This is a genomic window from Corynebacterium ammoniagenes DSM 20306, assembly GCF_001941425.1.
GTDB classification, from domain to species: Bacteria; Actinomycetota; Actinomycetes; order Mycobacteriales; family Mycobacteriaceae; genus Corynebacterium; species Corynebacterium ammoniagenes.
This window is the reverse complement of the sequence record NZ_CP009244.1, coordinates 1,300,590-1,318,316: the sequence shown is the minus strand read 5'-3', so window position 1 is coordinate 1,318,316 and position 17,727 is coordinate 1,300,590. Positions and strand designations below refer to the sequence as shown.

The 17,727-nt window shown below is 55.1% G+C and carries 15 protein-coding genes; 9 read left to right on the top strand and 6 right to left on the bottom strand.

Translation table 11 applies throughout. The features are described from left to right. The first annotated feature begins 468 nt into the window (after positions 1–468). The 3 genes from CAMM_RS06040 to CAMM_RS06030 all read left to right on the top strand — a co-directional run bounded on the left by CAMM_RS06040 (position 469) and on the right by CAMM_RS06030 (position 4,245). Entirely contained in the window at positions 469–1,695 is a 1,227-nt protein-coding gene (locus tag CAMM_RS06040; protein ID WP_040354425.1) for a 4-hydroxybenzoate 3-monooxygenase, read from the top strand. A 63-nt stretch (positions 1,696–1,758) separates the two neighbouring features. After that, positions 1,759–3,063: an MFS transporter gene (locus CAMM_RS06035; protein ID WP_003845562.1), complete on the top strand. Its 1,305-nt coding sequence runs from the start codon at positions 1,759–1,761 to the stop codon at positions 3,061–3,063. 123 nt (positions 3,064–3,186) lie between these two features. Then, complete coding sequence (locus tag CAMM_RS06030) at positions 3,187–4,245, top strand: lipoate-protein ligase small subunit (protein ID WP_003845561.1); 1,059 nt, start codon at positions 3,187–3,189, stop codon at positions 4,243–4,245. 32 nt (positions 4,246–4,277) lie between these two features. Here CAMM_RS06030 and CAMM_RS06025 read toward each other — a convergent pair whose 3' ends face one another. The 5 genes from CAMM_RS06025 to CAMM_RS06000 form a co-directional block, all read right to left on the bottom strand. Next, positions 4,278–5,459 carry a polysaccharide pyruvyl transferase family protein gene (locus CAMM_RS06025; protein ID WP_147581048.1) on the bottom strand — a complete coding sequence of 394 codons (1,182 nt, stop codon included), beginning with the start codon at positions 5,457–5,459 and terminating at the stop codon, positions 4,278–4,280. Positions 5,460–5,535: 76 nt separating this feature from the next. Next, the gene (locus tag CAMM_RS06020) at positions 5,536–7,242 is read right to left on the bottom strand and encodes an FUSC family protein (protein ID WP_003845559.1); all 1,707 of its coding nucleotides are present in this window, start codon (positions 7,240–7,242) and stop codon (positions 5,536–5,538) included. A gap of 349 nt (positions 7,243–7,591) precedes the next feature. Beyond that, positions 7,592–8,200: a hypothetical protein gene (locus CAMM_RS06010; RefSeq protein WP_003845557.1), complete on the bottom strand. Its 609-nt coding sequence runs from the start codon at positions 8,198–8,200 to the stop codon at positions 7,592–7,594. Positions 8,201–8,389: 189 nt separating this feature from the next. Continuing rightward, positions 8,390–10,171 (bottom strand): DEAD/DEAH box helicase, encoded by a 1,782-nt coding sequence (locus CAMM_RS06005; RefSeq protein WP_003845555.1) that lies wholly within the window; start codon positions 10,169–10,171, stop codon positions 8,390–8,392. After that, entirely contained in the window at positions 10,168–10,419 is a 252-nt protein-coding gene (locus tag CAMM_RS06000; protein ID WP_025387485.1) for a DUF3039 domain-containing protein, read from the bottom strand. Before CAMM_RS06000 ends, CAMM_RS06005 begins: the two co-directional genes overlap by 4 nt. A gap of 85 nt (positions 10,420–10,504) precedes the next feature. Between CAMM_RS06000 and CAMM_RS05995 the strand changes: the two genes are divergently transcribed. From CAMM_RS05995 to galE, 6 genes are all read left to right on the top strand, one after another. Next, on the top strand, positions 10,505–11,011 hold the full coding sequence (locus CAMM_RS05995; RefSeq protein ID WP_003845552.1) for a DUF3099 domain-containing protein: 507 nt from the start codon (positions 10,505–10,507) through the stop codon (positions 11,009–11,011). Further along, complete coding sequence (locus CAMM_RS05990; RefSeq protein ID WP_003845550.1) at positions 11,012–12,562, top strand: DUF7782 domain-containing protein; 1,551 nt, start codon at positions 11,012–11,014, stop codon at positions 12,560–12,562. Positions 12,563–12,618: 56 nt separating this feature from the next. After that, the gene (gene dtd / locus CAMM_RS05985; protein WP_003845549.1) at positions 12,619–13,083 is read left to right on the top strand and encodes a D-aminoacyl-tRNA deacylase; all 465 of its coding nucleotides are present in this window, start codon (positions 12,619–12,621) and stop codon (positions 13,081–13,083) included. A 133-nt stretch (positions 13,084–13,216) separates the two neighbouring features. Further along, on the top strand, positions 13,217–14,221 hold the full coding sequence (locus tag CAMM_RS05980) for a sigma-70 family RNA polymerase sigma factor (RefSeq protein WP_003845547.1): 1,005 nt from the start codon (positions 13,217–13,219) through the stop codon (positions 14,219–14,221). Between the two features lie 320 nt (positions 14,222–14,541). Beyond that, the gene (locus CAMM_RS05975) at positions 14,542–15,222 is read left to right on the top strand and encodes an iron-dependent transcriptional repressor DtxR (protein WP_040354419.1); all 681 of its coding nucleotides are present in this window, start codon (positions 14,542–14,544) and stop codon (positions 15,220–15,222) included. A gap of 149 nt (positions 15,223–15,371) precedes the next feature. After that, complete coding sequence (gene galE, locus CAMM_RS05970) at positions 15,372–16,361, top strand: UDP-glucose 4-epimerase GalE (RefSeq protein ID WP_003845541.1); 990 nt, start codon at positions 15,372–15,374, stop codon at positions 16,359–16,361. 9 nt (positions 16,362–16,370) lie between these two features. Here galE and CAMM_RS05965 read toward each other — a convergent pair whose 3' ends face one another. After that, the gene (locus CAMM_RS05965; RefSeq protein WP_040354416.1) at positions 16,371–17,561 is read right to left on the bottom strand and encodes a DUF4192 domain-containing protein; all 1,191 of its coding nucleotides are present in this window, start codon (positions 17,559–17,561) and stop codon (positions 16,371–16,373) included. Positions 17,562–17,727: the final 166 nt, after the last annotated feature.

The window sequence follows — 17,727 nt, the reverse complement described above, 5'->3', positions numbered from 1 at the left end:
TGAAGTACCGGGGGCCACGCGCTGACAACTACGAGTATGACATATAAACAAATGATAAGCCAGCTTTTTTAGAATGTTTTTTCTCAGCGATCACAGACTTTAATATGGTCGATGAGCACTACTTTTCTACCCAAAATCGCCGCGGTTTCTCCATCTCAATCCATCGGATCCAAACCCGCTAAAAATTTCATTATCCGAGAACGAAACTCGGGCTTTCACATCAGAGATTGAGTCCATGTCCCACACCCCAATCTCACCCCCGATTTATTTGAGCTACAAACACCCCCTAGAGATGTGCAGGTCACAGCACCGCCCCCAGTGGGTCGCGTTCGCCTAGCGAATCCGCCCTCGGTGCAGTGTTTATTCATTATATTGTTTCTAGCGTCACTTTTGATTGCTTTCGTTAAGTGGGATATTCCCCTACCCCACTAACAGTCCCGACCAATTTTTGTGGAAAGAGGCATAACAATGGGCACCCCAACCAATTCAGATTCTTCACATACTCCAGTAGCCATCATCGGCGCTGGGCCGGCAGGACTCATGCTCTCGCATCTGCTCCATCTGGAAGGCGTGGAATCTGTTGTCATCGAAAAGCAAAGCCGCGAAGAGGTAGAAAGCACCGTTCGCGCTGGCATTTTGGAACAAGGCACCATTGATTTGCTGCGCAAAACTGGCGTCGGTGAAAGGCTTGATCGAGAGGCAGAAATCGATGAAGGCATCTCCATTTCGATTGCTGGAGAAAGCCACCGCATTGACTTTGCCAAATACACAGGCAAGCAAGTTGCTGTTTATCCTCAGCATGAAGTGCTTATCGATCTCATCGCTAAGCGGCTCAGCGATGACGGCGAGCTGTGGTTTGACACCGAAGTAGTCTCCATTGCAGACCATGAATCAGATAACCCCAAGGTCCACTACCGCACCGCCGATGGCACAGAAGGTGTGCTCAGCGCCGATTTTGTCGTCGGTGCTGACGGTTCCAAGTCGCTGGCTCGCAAGCTCATTACCGACGACGGTGGCCTGCGAATGAAGCACGAATACCCGTTTGCTTGGTTCGGCATTATGGTCAATGCGCCACAGACCGCGCCGGAGCTCATCTATGCGACCCACCCAGAGGGCTTCGCGCTAATTTCTACGCGCTCGGAAAATGTGCAGCGCTACTACTTGCAGTGCAACCCAGACGATACGCCAGATATGTGGTCTGATGATCGTATTTGGGAGCAACTGCACCTACGCGCGGATTCCGATACCGTCACGGTCTCCGAAGGCGAAATCACCGACAAGGCTGTCTTGCGCTTCCGATCTGCCGTTACTGACCCGATGCAGCGCGGCCGTCTGTTCATCGCTGGCGATGCGGCGCACACCGTGCCTCCAACCGGTGCGAAGGGCTTGAACCTGGCGATGGCAGATGTCTGCGCGCTTGCCCCGAGCTTGGTTCGCGCCGTGAAGAAGTCTGATACTTCCCTGCTCGATACCTACAGTGAGCGTGCCTTGCCACGCGTGTGGAAGACCCAGCACTTTAGCTACTGGATGTCGTCCATGCTGCACTCGGTGCCGGCGGAAAATGAAATGTCCACACTCTTTCAGACCAACCGCCGCCTGGCAGAACTTTCCACCGTTGTTACCTCCGACGCCGGACGTCAGCTGCTCGCTCAGCAGTACGTCGGCTGGGACTTTCCGTCAATCGAAGCACTTTAAACAAGGACTACATCTTTTCTCATGACGTCTTTATCCGCTGCCAGTACGCACACCGCTCGTGGCATGAAAAACCCGGCCGTCATCACCACGTTGTGTTGGCTTGCGCTCCTGCTCGACGGTTTTGACCTAGTTGTTCTCGGCGTTGCCATTCCATCCATGATGGAAGATACCCGCTGGGATTTCGGCGCGGCCGAAGCAACCTTGGTCTCTACCTCGGGACTGGTAGGCATGATGCTGGGTGCGCTCGTTATTTCTTTCCTGACCGATAAATTCGGCCGCCGCCGCGTGATGATGATGGCGGTAGCGCTATTTTCACTGTTCACGCTCGGTCTCGCCTTTACCACGAATATCACTTTATTCGCGCTGCTGCGTTTTCTCGCCGGTGCAGGCCTTGGTGGCGCGCTGCCAACAGGAATCTCACTAGTCACGGAGTTTCGTGGGGTCACGAAATCCGGCTCGGCATCCACGATTTTGATGACGGGCTATCACGTCGGCGCGGTTGCTACTGCCCTGTTGGGTATTTTGATGATTGAGCCGCTGGGCTGGCACTCACTGTTTATCGCTGGTGCTGCGCCGGCTCTCGTGTTGTTGCCCGCGATGTATTTCTTACTGCCCGAATCTCCGCAGTACCTCATGGCCGCCGGCCGCGTGGAGGAAGCTCGCGCCATCGCCGCTGACTACAACATTTCGCTTGACGATGAACTAGGTGACAAGCACGCAGCCGAAATAGAAAACAGCGGCACCATGAAGGTTCTCCTTGGCGCGACCTTCCGTCGCAATACCCTGGCCATCTGGGGCACATCCTTTATGGGCTTGCTCTTGGTCTATGGCATGAATACCTGGTTACCTCAGATTATGCGCGACGCCGATTACAATCTGGGCAACTCGCTCGCCTTTTTGATGGTGCTTAATATCGGCGCCGTCGTGGGATTGCTTATCTCCGGCAAAATCGCCGACCAGGTCTCCCCGCGCAAGACCAGCTTGGTGTGGTTTATTGCCTCGGCAGTCTTCCTTGCCCTGCTCGCGGTCAAGCTTCCGCTTATCGCGTTGTACGTCATGATCTTCTTGACGGGTATCTTCGTCTTTTCTTCCCAGGTATTGGTCTATGGCTTCGTGGGCGAAAACCACCCCGCTTCTGTTCGCGCCTCTGCCATGGGCCTATCCGCCGGTGTGGGCCGCCTCGGCGCGATTTCCGGCCCCATGCTGGGTGGTCTGCTGGTTGCACAGGGCCTGGCCTACCCGTGGGGCTTTTTCGCCTTCGCCATCGTCGGCCTTCTTGGCGCCGTCATCTTCTCCGCCTCACGGACGTTGAAGACGCGCCCAGAAACTACCAAAGCCTCCGCACCTGAGTCTGCGCCCTCCGCGTAGGTACTCGCCCAGCGCGGCTAGTAGCCGCTTGCCTTGCGCTTCTTCGTCAGGCTTTTCTCTGTCTGGCTCATGGGCCAAGGTATCGGTAACTCAAGCCCTCACTCTTTCACTAGTGTGGGGGTTATGAGCAAACACTTTGAATTGAAAGTACCCGGCGGAAAATTAGTGGTCGTCGATGTGGACGCAGACGAAGACATCATTAAAGAGGTTAAGATTTCTGGTGATTTCTTCATCGAACCAGATGAGGCCTTCTTTGCGTTATCTCGGGCATTGGAGGGGGCATCGACAAGCGATCCTGCCCCGCGTTTACAAGCCAAGATGGATGCCGCTTTAGCGGAGTTCGACCATGCGGAACTGCAAGGCTTTGCCACCAGCGACGTTGCCTTAGCGGTACGGCGCGCGGTGACCGACGCCAAGGATTTTACGGACTTCGAATGGGAAATCCTCCACCCGGGTATTTTGCCCACCCCAGTCAATGTGGCCTTGGACGAACTTATCTTAGAGCAAGTCTCCCGCGGTGAGCGCAAACCCACCATGCGCATTTGGGACTGGGAAGATCGAGCTACCGTAATCGGAAGCTTCCAGTCTTATGTCAACGAACTGCACCCAGAAGGCGTCGAAGAACATGACGTCACTGTCGTCCGCCGCATGTCCGGCGGCGGCGCCATGTTCATGGAAGGTGGCAACTGCATTACCTACTCCGTCTACGCCCCAGAATCCTTGGTCGCAGGCCTTAGCTACGAACAATCCTATGAATACCTGGACCGCTGGGTTCTTGCAGCGCTAAAGGAACACGGCGTGGATGCGTGGTATGTCCCCATCAATGACATCACCTCTACCGGCGGCAAGATCGGTGGTGCCGCGCAAAAGCGTCGAGGCGGCGCCGTATTGCACCACGTGACTATGTCCTATGACATTGACGCCGACATGATGACGCAAGTCCTGCGCATTGGCAAAGTCAAGATTTCGGATAAGGGTCTGCGCAGTGCGAAAAAGCGTGTTGACCCGCTGCGCCGGCAAACCGGTGCCTCACGTGAGCATATTATTAACACATTGAAGTCGGTGTTTTCTTCTCGCTACGGTGCTGAGGAGGTAGAGCTAAGCGATGCTGACCTCGAAGCAGTCCAGACCCTAGTGGATGAGAAATACTCCACGGAGGAATGGACCAAGCGCGTTCCTTAAAACCTGATGTCGTCCGCTTTCCCGGTAAATACCTATCGGGTGATGCGGCGTTTGGCTAGGCGCCCGATGGCCTTGAGGCTTTGTTTAAACTGCTGGCCTGAGGTCACTGGGTAAATATCTTCGGCCAAATCCTCGGCGGCTTCGCGCAAATCCTCGCCGTGTTGCGGGGACACTGGCCCGCCGGGGGTTACGGGCTCATATAGGTCGGTGATCGTCCACGCAGAACCCACTGAAGCGTGCTTGACGGTGTAATACATGCCGGTGTGGGCAGAGACCGCGATGCCGGAGATTCCACGTGCGGATGCTACTAGGTGCGGGTGAAAGCGCGTAGAAATCCACGTCTGGCCTTCACGGGTGGGCAGACCAAACGCCCACAGCTCATCAAAGGGCACAACGCGGGTCTGGTCCATCAGCTGTGGGTCCAGCTCGCGCAAAATATCAAGCACTTTGTGGTCATCTTCAGGGATGCACTCAACGTAGGCGATATTATCGCCGGTGGCATTTAAGTGCTTGAGCTGCCGGAGAATACGGCGTGCGAGTTCTTCTACTTCAATACCTAAAAGATCTGATTGTGCGACGATGACGAAATCCCGCGCGCGGGCATCCTCATTGCCCCACCCCAAGCCGTGTTCGGCGGTGGTATCGGGCGCTGCTAACCAGGCGTCATCCACTCCACGCTCTATTTGGGCAAGGTCTGCAAATAATGCCTCGGATGGTTCATCGCGGACAGTAATGTGATCAAAGCGCTGCAGCCAATGTCCCAGCCGTTCTTTAATCTCATCGCCGGGGATAAAACCTTGCCCCGTCATGACTTTGCGTTCTGTTCCTAAACAAGCTGCTCCAGCCAATACTTTCAGGTGGTGCGGCCAGGTGTCATTGAACCAGCCGCCGCCCAGGACATGCACGATTTCGGCGGATTTCGCCAGGTTTAAGCTAGTAGTCAGCATTGGCTGCGAATAGGTATTGCTGATTGCTTCGACTACGTCATCATCAGTCTCACACAGCAGTCCCAGTTGCCATAACGTGTCTGTGACTGTCAGGTGCGGATGCACATTGGCGTGCAGGATGGACGCTATGCCTGGGGTGTGGCAGTCCAAAATAACTTGGGTGTGGGGGCGTCTGCGAGAAAGCTCGCGTAACCACGCAGAAACGATATATTCATCACCGAAATTTGGATGCCCCGCGGGCGCGACTAGATAGATCGTTTCAGCCATGTTCACCATCGTTGCACAACTTCAATTCTGCGCTTGTAATGACCTCCGACTTTTTTCATCTTCGCGTGATGAGGTCTCAAAAACTGCGGTCATGCGCCGGGGATATCTTGCGCACCGAGGCAATAAGTGTGCCTAAAGCTCCGTGTTCCATCATGGTATTAGGGCTGAGTGAGCAGTAATCCAGGATTTCATAGCCGGCGTGCTGAAGTGCACGGTGTTTTTCCCACTGCTGTTGGGCTTGTTCTGGATGATCCATAGCCAAGGTTTGAATGGAACGTCGTTCCGATAATAACTCGTACTGCAAGTCCCGACGTTGCACGAGCGCATCATCAGGAGTTCCGGTGAGCAGGCTGCCCAAGACAGTGGACATGGATTGGTACGCGCGCATCTGCAACCGGATGTTTTCCCGAGCCTTGGAGCTATTGCTCATAAACCACAACACGATGAAGGCAAATAGGACCGACAGCGCAATCTCAGAGCTGCGCGAGATGACCAGGTCCCCGAGTGGTTCTTCGATACCGCCCATCAATAGGGCCAATGGCGTGGAGAAAATAACACACAGCGCGTAGTTTTTGACCACCATGATCTCGGCAAAGAACTGACAGATGGCCAAGGCGGCCAGCATCGTCCAACCATCGACGCCGAAAAGATAGAACATGGAAAATAAACCCAGTCCCAAAATGGAGCCTAAAACGCGGTGCGTGCCGCGAATGGTGCCGGGAATTTTTTCCGGGCCATTCTGCAAAATCAACAACGCAGAGATCACGCCCCAGTCAGGGCGGTTAAGTCCCAGCGCCACACCCACCACGCCCGTGGCAAGACCAGCAACCAGTACCTTCTTCGCCGTGACCATCGCGTGGCTATCTGCGGTGAGTGAGCGATAGATGCGATAGCGTGCTGTTGGCCGCGAGTGCGGCATCGCGGTGCGCTCCGGGTCAATGAGATTCGTGGATTCAAAAAGCGTTTCCGAAACGGCCCCAGAGTCGGCTTGATTGCGTTTAACAATCGCCTTTTGCGCTTTGAGTGTGCGGTCGACCAGCTCTTGTTGCGAGGCGATAACTACGCGCCCTGCACGGACAATCCCGGCATCTGCAATAGCTTCCCACGCGGTTGCCAGTGCAGTTTGTGCTTGATGGTGGCGGGCTAGCGCATCATCTTTAGCTTCTTCAAAAGCCTTCGTCGCGCGCTCCAGGGTGGCTACTGTTGCCCGTTCTGGCCCATGTGGATCCAACAGCGCGGGCAACATACCGAGCACCAATCCCGTAGCAATTGCGGTCAGCGGCCAAAAAGCTGCCTCTAGTGGGTCAATCCCGGCGCGCGCGAGCATGGTGGAGCCACCGGTGACCATGACGATGAAAAAGCCGCCAGGCGGTGGCAGGCGCAAGGCGTTTTGTACAAAGACTGTGCCTGCACCCAATACGGAAACAAAAAGGGCGGTCAGCAACAGCCACCAATGCCCATTGCCGGGGGCAAAGACCAAGGTGCCGACTAACGCGCCGACGGTAGCGCCCGTCCATAGCAATGCACCCGCAGTCAGCATGACTTTCCAGCGTTTGCGATAGACAATGCCCTCGCCGTAGATGACAGTAAAAGCTCCAGCACAAATAAGCAGAATTGCGTCCTTATTGCCGGTGAGCATAGCGATGCTGCCCGGGATAAGGATAGCTAGTGCCGCCCGCAGTGCGCCGGGCCACCTGGTGGCGGTCGAATTGATGGCGATAAAGGCCGTCCACCAATCCGACAACGTCAGCGTCTTTCTTCTCGGGCCTTTTAGCTCACTCACTGCTTATTGCTCCCCTTCGTCCTTAACTATTCATATTATGTATTTAATTAGTGCCTAGCGCACGCAATACTTTCGCATCTGCCGGAGCATGTACGGTGCGCCGAGGTGAGCGACCAAGCGTAGTTTTGACCGAGTCCACACACGACATCTCTAGCTTCCACACGTGTGGCGGTTTGCTCACAGAAACAGCGCCCGTCACAGAACCATCATGTGGTGCTTCTGTGCCAGGCGCCGCATGCACGACAGCGTGCATAATCTTCCTGCTATCTAGCTGTACTGCACCTAATTGCAGGACGCAATTTACAAGCTCATAGCAGTGATCGGGGTTACTGTCCCGTCGTGATTGGCGTTACTGTATTGCCGACTCGATACATGCTTGAAGCTCCTCAGTTGAACTCGTGCGGTCCATACATGCCTGCACCGCAGGATCACCCATGAATGCCAAAATCACTCCGAAGATAGCCAGGGTGGCCACGATACCAATCAGGGAGAAGATAAGGCCCAGTACAGACATCCAGGTGCGACGCGCTGGCTTTGGCTTCTTACGGTTGCGCACCAATGCGATGATCGCAACGATCACGCCGACAATGCCCGGAACGATGGAAAAGCTCGTAATCATGGCAAGCAGCGAAATAATGCCGATGATAAACGCGGCTAATGCCATAGCCGATTTCTTCGCTGGTGCGTCGTTGACTTGCCCGCCAGCGTATCCCTGGTACTGCTGGTAACCGCCATAGCCCGGTTCTTGGTACCCGCCGGCTGCTTGGCCTGAGCCACCGTAGCTGGGAAGACCATTGCCGCTCGAGTAGTCCCCGTTGCCGTAGGAGTTATCGCCTGGCTGCCCGCCAAGAGGTTGGTCGCCCTGTGGTTGCCCACCGTAGGGCTGGTCCCCATAAGGCTGATCGCCATCTTGAGGCCCTTGTGCTGGGTCGTAGGGGTTGTGGTTGGGGTTGGACATAATCAACAATCCTTAGAGTCTTTGGCTACATCAAAATCTTCACACAATCCTGTCCGAGTACATCTGTGACTCGTCAATCCAGAACCTATCTAGTTAGCCTACCGGGAACTGCTTCTTCAGGACAGAGAAAAGCGGCTACCAGCCCGAGAACTTAAAAGCCCGGCGCGCTGGTAGCCGCTCGATGTTGTCTTACCACTTGCGGAGGTATTCAATTCTTTCGCGTAATTGCTCCGCGTTGCACAAAGCAGTCGGTGGTCCACCACAGGCCTTACGCGCTTCCGTGTGGATGGCGCCGTGTGGTCGCCCGGTACGCCCCGCGGTAATGGAGACTACGGTGTTGAGCTCCTTGCGCAGGTTCGTGACTTCATCAATGGCAACTGGAGAGTCAGAGTCGTCTTGCGCACTACTTTCACCCCCGCGCCTATTAGCCGGTGCCGAAGGCAGACCATGGATTTTGCGGCGATGTTCTTCTGCCGCTTGGGCAGCGCGCTCTTCGCGTTCTTTCGCCGCACGCGCATCCATTTCTTCTTCCTGCTTTTTACGCAGCAAGTCCTTGACCTGGTCGGCGTCCAATAGACCTGGAATGCCTAAGAAATCAGCATCATCCTCGGAGTCAAGGGCGGCAGTATTAAACTGCGAGCCGTCGTAGATCAGCGAGGAGAATTCCGCATCGGCGCCGATGGATTCATAGGAGGGTTCCAGGTCCGGTTCGGTTTGTTCCTTATTGGCCTGGGCTACTAGCTCTTCATCCCAACCATCATCTTCCCGGTCTGGTTTGCCAAGGACGTGGTCGCGGGACTTTTCCATGTTCTCCGCAAGCCCCAACAGCCGTGGCACGGATGGCAAAAAGACAGATGCTGTCTCACCCGGCATGCGGGAACGAACAAAGCGGCCGATGGCCTGTGCGAAAAAGAGCGGCGTGGATGCTGAGGTTGCGTAGACACCGACTGCGAGTCGGGGAACGTCAACGCCTTCGGACACCATGCGTACCGCAACCATCCACTCATCGCGGCTATCGGAAAATTCTTGAATGCGCTCGGAAGAACCAGGCTCATCTGACAAAATCACCGATACCGGCGTGGAGGACAGCTCTTTAAGGATTTTGGCATAGGCACGCGCAGTGGCCGTATCCGTGGCAATTACTAGCCCACCGGCATCGGGCATATTCCGACGCATCTGCAGCAAACGCGTGTGCGCAGCCTGCAACACAGAAGGAATCCAGTCACCGCGAGGATCAAGCGCCGTCTTCCAGGCACGTGCGGTTTGCTCCGGGTTGAGGGGATCACCTAAACGCGCGGCGAATTCCTCACCAGCAGAGGTACGCCAGCGGGCTTCACCCGAATAGGCCAAGAAGACAACAGGGCGCACAACACCATCGGCAAGCGCATGCCCGTAGTCATAAGTGTGGTCGGACTGCGACACCAAGTGGCCTTCGCCGTCTTCTTCATAGCGCACAAACGGAATCTGCGAATCATCGGAACGAAACGGCGTACCGGTTAGCGATAGTCGGTGTTCCGCGTCATCGTAAGCTTCGCGCACACCATCGCCCCAGCTTTTGGCATCGCCCGCGTGGTGAATCTCATCCAAGATCACCAAAGTGCGGCGAGCAGAAGTCACCGCGCGGTGCTTAAACGGGTGCATGCCCACCTGGGCATAGGTGACCACAATGCCGTCGAAAGAAGGGTTAACGGCCGAAGAGTTGGTGAAATTGGGATCGAGCGATAAGCCCACTCGTGCCCCGGCAGCTGACCACTGCACCTTGAGGTGCTCGGTGGGCACCACCACGATGATGCGCTCAACCGCACGCGAATCCAGTAGCTCGGTAGCTACGCGCAGGGCGAAGGTCGTCTTACCTGCACCTGGCGTTGCCACCGCCATGAAGTCCCGTGGCTTGGTGGCGAGGAATTTATCAAGTGCGGCTTGCTGCCAGGCACGTAGTTGACCCTTGTTCCTGGAAGTCTGTGCACTCACTTTCGACGCAGGCCCTTATAAATCCGTTCACAGTCGGGGCAGACCGGCGAACCCGGCTTTGCCTGTTTCGTCACCGGAAAGGTCTCCCCGCACAACGCAACCACCATCTTGCCGGACACAGCAGAGTCCACAATCTGGTTCTTTTTGACGTAGTGAAAGAACTTCGGGGTGTCATCGTCAGTGTTACTTACATCCTCACGGATGTCTGGTCTCTCAATAGTCTTTGTCGTCGTACTCACGCCCTCCATCTTGCCCCAAAACCCCGCCGAATGAGCAAGCCGCAGGTAGGGGCGTATCGAATTTGGGTGGGTGATCGGTCTAGGCTTGGAAACCATGAGTTCCGGTCACAACAAAGGCAAGGGTAAATCCACCGCCAAGCCGTGGTGGCGCCGCAAGTCATCTGTGCTGATTACAGATGCCCAGATCTCCCCTGGCCAAGATCGCCACCGACGCGAAATCGGCTATGGCATCTTGATGTTTTTGCGCGTTCCATCCCTGTTGCTGTCCCTGTGGCTCATTTATGCCTTTAACGCGTGGATTCCGGCCGCCTTAATCTCAGGCGTGACCATTCCCCTGCCATGGATCGCGGTGGTCTTTGCCAATGCGCGTGGGCAAAAACGTGACCCGCGCGAAAGAAACACGTACAAGCCTGCGCTAGCACGGCAAGCACGCACGGAAGCTTTAGCTGCAGGTGATGCGCCGCAGCTGGAATACACTGACTCCCCGCGCCGTGAATCTGACATTATTGACCATGTCACTGATTCCACATCACGCAGCAATAAATCGTCCAACTCCACGGATGATGCTTCAGATGACCCAGATTCTTCAAAGGATGAATAGATGACCGAATTTTGCCCGCCGCTTAACCCCGATCTTCCCGTGCATTCGCTCGCACAGGAACTAATAACGGTCTTTGACAAGGCTGGTTTTAATTCCCATGGCGTTGCCGCTCACCTAGGCCCACAGGCAACCGAGGCTTTGTATCGCGGTGAGCCAGCAGCGGTCGAGGTAGCTACGGCACATGGCAGTCAGATGGATCTGCTCATCAGGTTATTCCTTTTGCATGAGCCCATGCCGGCAACAGAATTGGCTAAGGCCGTAGGTTCGGTCATGGCAACAAAGCTTGTCGATGCCAACGTGGCCGTCACCAACGCCTCCGGGGTGGTACGAATCGCCCTGGATATTCGTTCCCATGTCATCGATGGCACCAACCGCTGGGTCTTTTCTGACGTGGATGCTTCCATCGTCGACCACGTCCCCGGCTCTGACCACGTTTTAGGCCTTGGTGCTGCCAGCTTGTCGCTGCTGCGCACCACGCCTACGACCCCAGTGCATTCGGTCTTAGATTTGGGTACGGGATCGGGTGTGCAATTGCTCGGGCAATTAAACAGCGCGGAGCGCATCGTAGCTACCGATGTTCACGAGCGCGCATTAGCGCTTGCACAAGCAACGCTTGCGACCACCGATGCCACACACGTGGATTTTCGCCATGGCAGCTGGTTTGAACCTGTCGCCGACGAGCGCTTCGATCGCATCGTGGCTAACCCGCCGTTTGTGGTGGGTCTTCCGGAGGTTGGCCACGTCTACCGTGACTCGGGGTTAGATCTCGATGGCGCTAGTGAGCTCGTAGTCTCTGAAGCTGCGGAGCATCTCAATCCCGGCGGAATGGCACATCTGCTTGCGGCGTGGGTGCATACCCCAGATCAACCCTGGCAACAGCGCGTTGCATCATGGCTACCGCGGACTGGGGTCAGCGCGTGGGTATTGCAGCGCGATGTCGCTGATCCGGCGCTGTATGTATCTACCTGGCTCAAAGATGAATCCATCGACCCGCGCAGTCCGGAAGGTCGGGAACGCTCGCGACTGTGGCTAGAACACTTCCGCGACAACGATGTTACCGGCATTGGTTTTGGCTTCGTCGCCTTACAACGCATTGATGATTCTTTGCCGTCAGAAGTAACCGCCGAGGAAATCCCGCAAGCTTTTGAGGACGCTTTAGGTCCCGAGGTGGAAGAGCACTTTATGCGCGCTAACTGGTTGCGCAACTTACTGCCCGATGAGCTCGGGGATAAACAATTTGGGCTTCGCCCAGGCGTTGCCCGTGAAGATATTGCGCTGTCTAACTCGCAACTCGGCTTCGGGTTCTCCCGCGCCACCATGCGTCTAACGCGTACAGAAGGCCCGCGCTGGACGCATGAAGTCGATGAACATATCGCAGCGATTGTGGCCGGTCTCAACCCGCAAGGGCTCAATCTGCGTGAGACATTGGAACTATATGCCGTGGCCAATGACTATGATTCTGAGGAATTATTTACAGCAGCGTTGCCGGCGATTACTGATTTAGTCCGCCATGGTTTCCTCTACCCCACCGAACTTGGCCCGGTCATCTAGCTCAAACATTTTCCCCACAACCGCTCACCGCACACCTACAAAGGAGTCTCTTTTCCATGCGCGCAGTTTTAACCCGCTGTCTTTCGGCTTCGGTCACCGTCGACGATGAGGTCGTGGGAAGCTTTGATGCTCCAGACACCGGCGGGCTGCTAGCCCTGGTCGGCGTTTCAACCGAAGATATTGAGGCTGGCGAGAAAGACCCGACGGTGCTGGAGAACAAGATTGCCACCATGGCTCGCAAGATAGCGGAGCTTCGCATCTTGGACGGAGAAACCTCTGTGGAGACAACCGGTGCTCCCGTCCTAGTAGTCAGCCAGTTCACCTTGTATGGACGCACGGCTAAGGGGCGCCGCCCTTCGTGGTCGGATGCGGCGCCTGGACCGGCAGCCGAACCGGTCATCAATAAGATCATTGAGCAATTGCGGGCGCGAGATGTGCATGTAGAAGAAGGACGATTCGGGGCGATGATGAAAGTCTCTTCTGTCAACGATGGTCCCTTTACTGTGCTCGTTGAGGCCTAAATAAGGAGTCGTTGTGCCCCCGATTAGGGTGCCTTTTACCGGCCGGGGAGAAACTTTTCTTTAGTTCGGGAACTTATTTGGCGCACCGCCCGTTGGACATTATGTAACCGGCGATAAATTCAGGAGGCCAACGATGACCAAAGCATCTGCCCAGAATTCCCATGACGCTTCAGATAATAATGAAAAGGAAGTTGACCGGGGTTCACGCCGCGGTCAGACCAATGACAACCCTTCCGCTGACTTAGTTCGCGTATACCTCAACGGTATTGGCAAAACAGCACTGCTTTCTGCAGAAGACGAAGTTGAACTAGCGCAGGCCATTGAAATTGGCCTGTACGCAGAGTACAAGCTCAATACCGCAGAAAAGCTCACTCGCGCCGAAAAGCGCGATATGAAAATCCTGGTCAAAGAAGGCAAGAAGGCACGTTCCCACCTGCTGGAGGCTAACTTGCGTTTGGTTGTTTCCTTGGCGAAGCGCTACACGGGCCGCGGCATGCCGCTGCTCGACCTCATCCAAGAGGGCAACCTGGGCCTTATCCGCGCGATGGAAAAGTTTGATTACGCCAAGGGCTTTAAGTTCTCCACCTACGCAACGTGGTGGATTCGCCAGGCTATTACCCGCGGCATGGCCGACCAGTCGCGCACCATCCGCCTACCCGTACACCTGGTAGAGCAGGTCAATAAGCTCTCGCGCATCAAGCGCGAGATGTACCAATCCCTGGGCCGTGAGGCCACTAACGAGGAATTGGCGGAAGAATCCGGCATCGAAGAAAACAAGATTGAGATGCTGCTCCGCCAATCCCGCGATCCTGTCTCCTTAGATATGCCAGTTGGTGCAGATGAGGAAGCTCCATTGGGCGACTTCATCGAAGATGCTGAGGCAACCGATGCAGAAACAGCTGTGGTTGCATCTATGCGCCACTCTGATATCCGGGATGTTATCGGCACCCTTGAGCAGCGCGAACAGGACGTTATCCGTTTGCGCTACGGGCTCGATGATGGTGTGCCACGCACCTTGGATCAGATTGGCCGCAAGTTCGGTCTCTCCCGCGAGCGTGTGCGCCAGATTGAACGTGAAGTCATGGCCAAGCTACGTGATGGCAATCGTGCGGACCGTCTCCGCGAGTACGCCCAGTAGGTTTAAAGCGGCACAGTAACGCAGTTTAAAGCTATCCACCGGCGCCACAAGGAATGTAGCGGCGGTGGATTTTTCATTGCGTTTCGACGGTGGTGTCCACTAATGCCAGCGCACCGCGCTGATGGAACAAATTTGCCAATTTGTGCTAAGTTAAAACTAAACCTTTTATAACCGCCGATATATATCACATATTCCAATAACACCACCTAGGCACAGCATTTACGGGTGGACTTCGTGTCCGCCATAAAGGTCCTGGCGGAAAAAGTGCGCTAGTGTGTAAGTAATTAACTGTTTTTCTTTGTTGCTGAAAGGGTCGCCACGTGAGGGACTTAGTCGATACCACAGAGATGTATCTGCGCACCATCTATGAATTAGAAGAAGAAGGCATTGTCCCTCTCCGCGCACGCATTGCTGAGCGTCTCGAGCAATCTGGCCCAACTGTTTCCCAGACAGTTGCGCGCATGGAACGCGATGGATTATTGCACGTTCGTCCGGACCGTAGTCTTGACTTAACTCCGGAAGGGCGCGAGCACGCCACCTCCGTCATGCGCAAGCATCGCCTCGCAGAGCGTTTGCTCACCGATGTCCTGGGGCTCGATATCCACCAGGTACACGATGAAGCCTGCCGCTGGGAGCACGTCATGAGTGAGGATGTGGAACGTCGCGTCGTTGCTGTCATTGATGATCCAGCGCTCTCCCCGTTCGGCAACCCCATCCCTGGTTTGGAAAAGCTGGGCGCAGTGTCTGCCCCGTTCAATGATGACAAGCGTGCCATCGACTTGCCGCATGGCGAGGACGTGGAGGCCACCATCACCCAGATCAATGAGATCATTCAGTATGACGGGGACGCATTCAAAAACCTTTACGCTGCTGGCATGAATGTGGGCGCGGATGTCACCGTTCGCCAAGAAGGTGGCGTAGTCACTCTCACTAACACTGACGGCGGAACTGTACAATTGGCGGACGATTACGCACACGCGATTCGCGTCGCTCTGCGTTAATTACCCCGCGTTTATTTTTGGGGGTTCGAATCTTTTTCAAGGTTCGAACCCTTTCTGGTTTTTAAGGTTGTAGATAAAATCTCAACCTAGGGCCGTGGCGCGGAGGAAGTCTCGCCCATTACTTTTTCAAACCGTTTGGTAGGTCTGACATGAAACTACTCGTTACTGGTGGCGCCGGATATGTTGGCAGCGTGTGTGCTGCAACTCTGGTTGAAGCTGGCCATGAAGTCACCATTATTGACAATTTTTCCACCGGTAACCGTGAGGCAGTACCTGCTCAAGCCACCTTGGTGGAAGGCGATGTTGCCAATGTCGTTGGCGACGTGCTGGGGCAAGGCGGCTTCGACGGTGTTGTTCACTTTGCAGCGCGTTCCCTCGTCGGAGAATCCGTGGCAATGCCAGCAGAGTATTGGCAGCACAATGTTGTCACCACACTCACGCTTTTAGAGGCAATGCGTGCGAATGACGTGAGCAACTTGGTCTTTTCTTCAACGGCTGCAACCTACGGCGAACCGGAAGAGGTTCCAATCACCGAGTCCATGCCAACGCAGCCGACGAATCCTTATGGTGCGTCCAAGCTAGCGATTGATTACATGATCACCTCGTATGCCAAGGCCTATGGCTTTGGCGCCACCTCGTTGCGCTACTTTAATGTGGCTGGCGCGTATGGCGAGATCGGCGAGAACCGAGAAGTGGAAACTCATCTCATCCCCATCATCTTGCAGGTAGCCCTTGGACATCGCGATAAGATTTTCATCTTCGGCGATGACTGGGACACCGTCGACGGCACTGCAGTTCGCGACTATATCCACGTTCGCGATCTCGCTGATGCTCACCTTTTGGCACTCGAGGCGAATGTCTCAGGAGAGCACCGCATCTTCAATCTGGGTTCCGGAGACGGTTACTCGGTCAAGCAAGTCATTGAGACGTGCCGCGAAGTCACCGGTCACCCCATCCCCGCAGAAGTCGCGCCTCGCCGCGCTGGTGACCCGGCGACCCTCATTGCATCGTCAGCAAAGATCAAGTCCCAGCTGGGCTGGAACCCAACCCGTACTGACCTGCACACCATTGTTTCCGATGCTTGGGCATTTACCAGCCAGCTCGGTGACCGCGCGCACTCCGCTCAGCGCATCAAATAAACACAAACGCTATGCCGCATCATCGAAATCCGGTGTGTCTGCACCACTGGATTTCTCGCGGCCTGCTCGCGCAGAACCTTCCGGATCCTCTTGGGCTTCTGCGCGCTTTCGGTAGTGGTGACTGCGCGCGTTGGCGCTTCCCTGGTAGATATTGTCCACGCAGTTCTTCGCCAGTCCATTGAGATAACACTGCAGCATCAGTGATGTCAGTGAATGCTGTCGGTCTGCGCTTTGGGAAGCTCCCAATGCCATGCCTGCGTACATGGGCATTCCTCGTTTGATTTGAGCAGCGGCGTATATGCACAAGGCGTTATTGCGAATCACCCCGGTAAACGACTGCGACGTTGCAAGCATAATCGCTGCAGTTTCTTCCGGGTGGTCCAAATACGTCGCTGCCGTTAGGTCGCGAACATAGGTATTGCCCATGGTCATAGCGGCTACACCTAAGATCCCAATGTCATGCAGACAACTATCGGCGGCATCAAAGCCATAGGAAGCCGCTTGGGAGATCAACTCCTCGCACTCATTGAGGAGATCTTCTAAGCCATACCCATACCGTGGGATTGCCAAGCTATTTTTCTCATGCATGATTGCCGCGGCATGAAGTGCTTGGCCCTGGGTTAGATCTAAAGTATCGGCGTCTATAATATGGTTACGCACGTGCAATGGAGCGTGTGCTTCGTCCCGATCGTAGCCCGGCAAGCGCCCTTCTTTAATGAACGGCTCCATCGTGGCAGAGTTTACGACCTTGTCGATGTAGCCAGATTTCCAGCTCTCCGGCAGGTCCTCAGTAGAACCAATCAATTCCAATTGTGCTGCATCAAGATCGCGCTCAATGATGGCGAAAGGCTCCCCGTCTGCAATTTCGGTGGTGTGCCACATCGCGGTTATCGGCACATCCAATAGTGAGGCGTGATGAAATATTTCTCCGGCGATGCTGAGCAGATCTGCATCCTGAGACGTGGTTATGGCAAAAGGCATGATGAACACGCATCGGTGGTAATCAACTGCGGTTAATGCGTCAGCCAACGTCGAGCTCAAATCTGAGATATCAAACCGAAGTGTTGGCCCCAGCGCAAGGTCGCCGTTGTTTTCTTCAAAGGCCATCAAGACGATAGAATCAGAGGGATAGAATCCGAGGATTCCGGGGATATTAGCTAGTAGTTGTCCAGGGGTACGAAGCGTCGAAGAGTTAGTCATGCTTTAAGACTCGCGAAGATCGTGCGTGTACACCAGAGCAACCAAGTCTCACAGGCCAATTCTGTGGATAGCTTGCGTCTTTTGTTGATATATCATCACAGTTATCCACAGGTTGATAGACGCGCCCGCGAATTCTCAGCAGCTTGGCACACCTTGGGTGAGCTTT

Coding starts and splice junctions, on each gene's coding strand:
- CAMM_RS06035 (WP_003845562.1), top strand. CDS start 1,759: ATGAAAAACCCGGCCGTCATCACCACGTTGTGTTGGCTTGCGCTCCTG.
- CAMM_RS05965 (WP_040354416.1), bottom strand. CDS start 17,561: ATGACTAACTCTTCGACGCTTCGTACCCCTGGACAACTACTAGCTAAT.
- CAMM_RS06040 (WP_040354425.1), top strand. CDS start 469: ATGGGCACCCCAACCAATTCAGATTCTTCACATACTCCAGTAGCCATC.
- CAMM_RS06010 (WP_003845557.1), bottom strand. CDS start 8,200: ATGTCCAACCCCAACCACAACCCCTACGACCCAGCACAAGGGCCTCAA.
- CAMM_RS06025 (WP_147581048.1), bottom strand. CDS start 5,459: ATGGCTGAAACGATCTATCTAGTCGCGCCCGCGGGGCATCCAAATTTC.
- CAMM_RS05980 (WP_003845547.1), top strand. CDS start 13,217: ATGACCAAAGCATCTGCCCAGAATTCCCATGACGCTTCAGATAATAAT.
- CAMM_RS05995 (WP_003845552.1), top strand. CDS start 10,505: ATGAGTTCCGGTCACAACAAAGGCAAGGGTAAATCCACCGCCAAGCCG.
- dtd (WP_003845549.1), top strand. CDS start 12,619: ATGCGCGCAGTTTTAACCCGCTGTCTTTCGGCTTCGGTCACCGTCGAC.
- galE (WP_003845541.1), top strand. CDS start 15,372: ATGAAACTACTCGTTACTGGTGGCGCCGGATATGTTGGCAGCGTGTGT.
- CAMM_RS06030 (WP_003845561.1), top strand. CDS start 3,187: ATGAGCAAACACTTTGAATTGAAAGTACCCGGCGGAAAATTAGTGGTC.
- CAMM_RS05990 (WP_003845550.1), top strand. CDS start 11,012: ATGACCGAATTTTGCCCGCCGCTTAACCCCGATCTTCCCGTGCATTCG.
- CAMM_RS06000 (WP_025387485.1), bottom strand. CDS start 10,419: ATGGAGGGCGTGAGTACGACGACAAAGACTATTGAGAGACCAGACATC.